Origin of the sequence: Ideonella sp. (genome assembly GCF_035254525.1) — a bacterium.
Classification (GTDB): Bacteria; Pseudomonadota; Gammaproteobacteria; order Burkholderiales; family Burkholderiaceae_C; genus Ideonella.
The window spans coordinates 1-5,295 of record NZ_DATFAN010000143.1 but is presented as its reverse complement, the minus strand read 5'-3'; the positions used below and the strand labels follow the sequence as shown (position 1 = coordinate 5,295).

The following is a 5,295-nucleotide window of genomic DNA, read 5'->3' as shown; positions in this document are numbered from 1 at the left end:
GGAGTCGATCCCGCTGGTGCCCGTAGGTCAGATCCTCGGCCTGCTCAGCATCCTGAACGATGCACCAGAGCTGTCGAACATCTATGACATCTCCGACGAAATCGGACGCGAGTTCGGCGAAACGATCGCCATCGTGAGGGCCGCGGAAATGCTCGAATTCATCGACACGCCGAAGGATGAGGTGCAGTTCACCGAGCTGGGCCGGCGCTTCGTCGCAGCCGACCGCGAGGGACGCAAGCAGATCTTCGCCGAGCAGGTCTTCAAGTTGCGCATCTTTCACATCATCATCGCGCTGCTCAAGGAATCCGAGGAAGTCGACGCGGAAAAGATCATCAAGGACATCGCTGTCGCGCTTCCCTACGATAACCCGGAGAAGACCTTCGAGACCATGATCGCGTGGGGCCGCTACGCCGGGCTAATGGACTGCAATCCCCAGACGAGAATGGTCTTCGTGCCCAAGGACGAGGAAGCAGACGAGGAAACGAGCATCTGAGTGTGTGGATTGCGGACGACATGGCGGGCTGCAGCATAGCGGCAAGATGTGCGTTGCCGCCATGGCGGGCGTTGGCGTTGATCCGCTTCTGGCCGCGAAGCGTCCGAGGTGTCCGTTCTGCGTAGCCGCCGTTCATCATCGCGCCAAGTTGAAGAACCGCTTCTTGGCATCATGGCCGGCGCGCGTCCACCCTGAGAGCACAGCCAACCTTGGGTTCCGGCGCGCCCCAAAGAGGCCGGACAGGCTACCAATGGCCATCGCCACAATGGTGTCGTTCATCCGCCGGGCGGACAGCCACGGGCAGCGCGTCAAGCCATCGGCACCTGCGTCACGCGGCTGATCGGAAGTCGAAGATGCTCGCAGGCGGGCCTCGATGCTCTGCTCATCGCTTTCAGAAGCCAGCTGCGCCATCTCGCAATGCCGCGCGGCGGATTGCCATCCATAGAATCTTTCCGGATGTAGTAGCGCATCGCCGCTTCGTCGAGGTCGAGTTGCTGGGCGGCACGCAAAGCCTGGGGAATATCGGGCTCGTCATTGAATCCCAGCCGGACGACGACGCGCAGCATGCCTTGGCCAAGCTCGGCGACTTGCGCCTGTTGAGCGAGCGGAATGCTTGGAACGAGCTCGACTTCGGTGGTCAGGAACACAACGGTCTGCGGCAGGCGCTTCTTCGCAGCCAAGAACCGAACAAATGCATTGACGTCGATCTCGCCCTCCATGCCAATGAACACGCCCACACCGGGCTCTCGAGGGACGCGGTCCAGCAGCAACGCCTCCAGAACCCGAAGGTTGCGCTCTCGCGGCCAGCCACCCCCCGATGCACTCTGCTCTTCGCAAACGCCCTGGGGTTCAGACACGCAGCCATGGCGAGCCTTCCCCGCTGCTGGAGGCGTGGTGCGTGCGGCGTGGGCAGGAGTCATCTGGGGGTGCCAGCCGCGCTAGCGCGAGGCTGTGTGCTTCGCAGGCAATATCGACTGATTGCCATTCGACCAGAGCCCGCATAAGGAAGGGATAAAGATCGATGCGAACCAGAATCAGATCTGCACGCGCGTTCCCAGCTCGATGACGCTGTTGTTAGGCAGCTTGAAGAACTCGACCACACTGCTCGCGTTGCGCGACATGGCGGCGAAAAGCCTCTCGCGCCAATGCGCCATGCCGGCGCCCGCGGTCGGAACAACCGTTTCGCGGCTGACGAAGTAGCTGGTCTGGAACAGGTCGATGCGCAATCCGCGCGATGCACACATATCCAGGGCGCTGGGAATGTCGGGCGCGTTCTTGAAGCCGTAGTTGACGTGCACCTGCCAGAAGCCGCGCACCAGTTGCTTGACCTGGACGCGCTCGTCGAACGCAATCCAGGGCACGTCGTGGAACTCGACGGTCAGGATCACGTTCTGCTCGTGCAGAACGCGGTTGTGCTTGAGGTTGTGCATCAACGCCTGCGGCACGGTGTCGGGATTGGCCACCGCGAACACCGCCGTTCTTGGAACGCGGGGAATGTCCTCGTTGACCAGTGCAGTCACGAAGGGCAGCAGTTCGGGGTCCTCGGTACTGATGCTTTTCATCAACAGCTCGCGACCGCGCTTCCAGGTTGCCATGATGGTGAAGATCGCCGCGCCCATCGCGATGGAAAACCATCCACCCTGGACGAACTTGATCGAGCACGACACCACCAGCAGCGTGTCCAGCGCCAGGAAGATGCCAGTGGCGCCCGCTGCCAGCCACAACGGGTAGCCCCAGCCGTGGCAGATGACGAAGAATGTGAGGACCGTGGTGATCAGCATCGTGACCGTGACCGCGATCCCGTAGGCCGATGCCATCGCCGACGAGCTGCCGAAGCCGATCACGGCCAGGACCACGGCGATCAACAGCATCCAATTCACCAAAGGCAGGTAGATCTGCCCGGCCTCCCTTACCGAGGTGTAGAGGACCTGCATGCGCGGCAGAAAGCCGAGCTGGATCGCCTGCTTGGTCATCGAATAAGCACCCGAGATGACCGCCTGGGAGGCGATCACGGTGGCCATGGTGGCGAGGACCACCGCGGGAAGGAGCCATGCCTGCGGAAAGAGGCGGAAAAACGGGTTCTCCAAGGCACTGGGATCACGCATCAGCATGGCGCTCTGGCCGAAGTAGTTAAGCGTGAGTGAGGGCAGCACCAAGCCCAGCCAGGCGAGGCGAATCGGCTGTTTGCCGAAATGCCCCATGTCGGCGTAGAGCGCTTCCGCGCCAGTGATCGCGAGCACGATGGCCCCCACGGCGGCAAACACCTGCCAGCCGCGCTCGACCAGGAACGCCCAAGCATGCAGCGGATTGAAGGCGGCCAGGATGGCCGGCTGCTGCCGAATGTGCACGACGCCCGTCACCGCCAGGGCGATAAACCAGACGACGATGATCGGACCAAACAACTTGCCCACGAGCCCCGTGCCGTGGCGCTGCACGACGAACAGGCCGACCAGCACGCCAATGCTCACCGGCAAGACGTATGGCTTGAGCACGGGTGTGACGATTTCCAGCCCTTCGACTGCACTGAGCACGGAGATCGCCGGCGTGATGACGCTGTCGCCGTAGAACAGCGCAGCACCGAACAGGCCAAGCAGCAACAACAAAGTGCGGCGCTGCGCAGTCGTGCCCGCGGCGTGCGCCGCCAGCGCCGTCAGCGCCATGATGCCGCCTTCGCCGCGGTTGCCGGCGCGCAGGATGAGCAGCACGTACTTGAGCGTGACCACCATCATCAGCGCCCAGAAGATGACGGAGGCCGCTCCAATCAAGTGCACCGCATCCAGCGGCACGCCCGTGCCTGGGCTGAAGACTTCCTTGATCGTGTACAGCGGGCTCGTGCCAATGTCGCCGTAGACCACGCCGATGGCGCCGAGGGTCAGGGGAGCGAGGGCCTGCCGTTCTTGTTTGGGGTCCATGAAGAGGCATTCATTGCGGGGTCACAGGGTTATATCCAGGCGCGCATAAGGATTTCGTAAAGACGCGTCTAGCGCCAGCGCCAAGCCGCCGCCACGATCGAGGCAACTCTTATGCCTTCTTTACGCGCGAGTGCCGAATCTTGGCGGCATCTTGATGCTGGGCTGCCTAGGATGCCCAGCATCTCGTGATCGAAAGCATCCGATGGACGTCGCCTATCTCGCACTCGCTGCCGCACTGTGGCTTCTGATGGTCGGCTTGGTCTTGGGCTGTGCCAAGCTCGAGGAGCCTGGGCGATGAACTGGATGGTCGTGCTCGGCAGCGTGGTGTCGATCGCCTTGCTGGCCTACCTGGTGGCCGCCCTGCTCCAACCGGAGAAGTTCTCGTGACGGCCCATGCCTGGATCCTGTTCGCCGTCTACGGCATCGCGCTGGTGATGCTCGCCGTTCCCATCGGCCGCTACATGGCCGCGGTGATGGAAGGCGAGTTGCGCATGTCGCAACGCATCGAGTCGCCTCTGTACCGGCTGTGTGGCGTGGACCCCAAGGTCGAAATGGCATGGGTGCAGTACGCGCTGGCCATCCTCCTGTTCAACGCGCTCGGCTTTGTCGCGGTCTACGCCTTGCAGCGCTTGCAGGCGTGGCTGCCGCTGAATCCTCAGGGCCTGTCCAGCGCCTCACCCGACTCGTCGTTCAACAGCGCCGTCAGCTTCGCCACCAACACGAACTGGCAGGGCTATGGCGGCGAGTCGACGATGAGCTACCTGTCGCAGATGCTGGGCCTCGCGGTGCAGAACTTCCTGTCAGCCGCCACCGGCATCGTCGTCCTCATTGCATTGGTCCGGGGCTTCGCGCGCCACAGCGCCAACGAGATCGGCAACGCCTGGGTCGACCTCACCCGCATCACGTTGTGGGTGCTGCTGCCCTTGTCTTTCGTCGTTGCACTGTTCCTGGTGCAACAAGGGGCAGTGCAGAGCTTCGACGCCTACAGGAACGTTCAGACGCTCGAAGCCGTGAAGTACCAGGAGCCCAAGCTCGGCCCCGACGGCCAGCCGCTGAAGGATGCCGCTGGCGACCCGGTGCTGGAGAGCAAGACCCGCGACACGCAAACGCTGCCGCTGGGCCCGGCGGCATCGCAGATCGCCATCAAGCAGCTGGGCACCAACGGCGGCGGCTTCTTCAACGCGAACTCGGCGCACCCCTACGAGAACCCGACGCCCTTGTCGAACTTCGTCGAAATGCTCGCCATCCTCCTCATCCCCGCGGCGCTGTGCTTCACTTTCGGTCAGATGGTCGGCGACAAGCGCCAGGGCTGGGCCGTGTTTGCGGCCATGGCTTTGATCTTCACGCTGCTCACCGTGCTGGCGATATGGGCCGAGCAGCGAGGAAATCCTCAGTTCACGCAGCTCGCCGTCGATCAATCGGCCACGCCGCAGCAGTCCGGCGGCAACATGGAAGGCAAGGAGGCGCGCTTCGGCATCGCGGACTCGGCGCTCTGGGCCTCGGCCACGACGGCCGCGTCCAACGGCTCCGTCAACTCGATGCACGACTCGTACACGCCGCTGGGCGGGCTCATTCCCCTGGTCAACATCCAGCTGGGCGAGGTCGTCTTCGGCGGGGTCGGCTCGGGGCTGTACGGCATGCTGGTGTTCGCCATCCTCGCGGTGTTCGTGGCGGGCCTGATGATCGGCCGCACGCCCGAGTACCTGGGCAAGAAGATCGAGTCCTTCGAAATGAAGATGAGCTCGATCGTCATTCTCATCGTGCCGTTGCTGGTGCTCGGCGGCACGGCCATCGCGGTGATGACCGACGCCGGCCGCGCAGCGGTGGCCAACCCCGGCGCGCATGGGTTCTCCGAGATCCTCTACGCGTTCAGCTCCGCCGGCAACAACA

Annotated in this window: 5 protein-coding genes; 3 read left to right on the top strand and 2 right to left on the bottom strand. The window is 63.3% G+C overall.

The genetic code is table 11. The features are described from left to right. Nucleotides 1-493: AAA-associated domain-containing protein (locus tag VJ693_RS14560; RefSeq protein WP_324155209.1), on the top strand; the 493-nt coding region annotated here is incomplete at its 5' end. Between the two features lie 308 nt (nucleotides 494-801). On the opposite strand, the gene VJ693_RS14555 is transcribed toward VJ693_RS14560, so the two are convergent. Further along, entirely contained in the window at nucleotides 802-1,350 is a 549-nt protein-coding gene (locus VJ693_RS14555) for a KUP/HAK/KT family potassium transporter (protein WP_324155207.1), read from the bottom strand. A gap of 177 nt (nucleotides 1,351-1,527) precedes the next feature. Then, a complete protein-coding gene (locus tag VJ693_RS14550; protein ID WP_324155205.1) occupies nucleotides 1,528-3,405 on the bottom strand; it encodes a potassium transporter Kup in 1,878 nt (625 codons plus the stop codon). Between the two features lie 294 nt (nucleotides 3,406-3,699). Here VJ693_RS14550 and kdpF point away from each other — a divergent pair, with 294 nt between their 5' ends. Further along, nucleotides 3,700-3,792, top strand: a complete 93-nt coding sequence (gene kdpF / locus VJ693_RS14545; RefSeq protein WP_324155203.1) for a K(+)-transporting ATPase subunit F — start codon at nucleotides 3,700-3,702, stop codon at nucleotides 3,790-3,792. Between the two features lie 47 nt (nucleotides 3,793-3,839). Continuing rightward, nucleotides 3,840-5,295: potassium-transporting ATPase subunit KdpA (kdpA, locus tag VJ693_RS14540; protein ID WP_324155211.1), on the top strand; the 1,456-nt coding region annotated here is incomplete at its 3' end.

Bases quoted from the DNA above. Each gene is read 5' to 3' on its own strand.
- VJ693_RS14550 (WP_324155205.1), bottom strand. From the start codon at position 3,405: ATGGACCCCAAACAAGAACGGCAGGCCCTCGCTCCCCTGACCCTCGGC.
- kdpF (WP_324155203.1), top strand. From the start codon at position 3,700: ATGAACTGGATGGTCGTGCTCGGCAGCGTGGTGTCGATCGCCTTGCTG.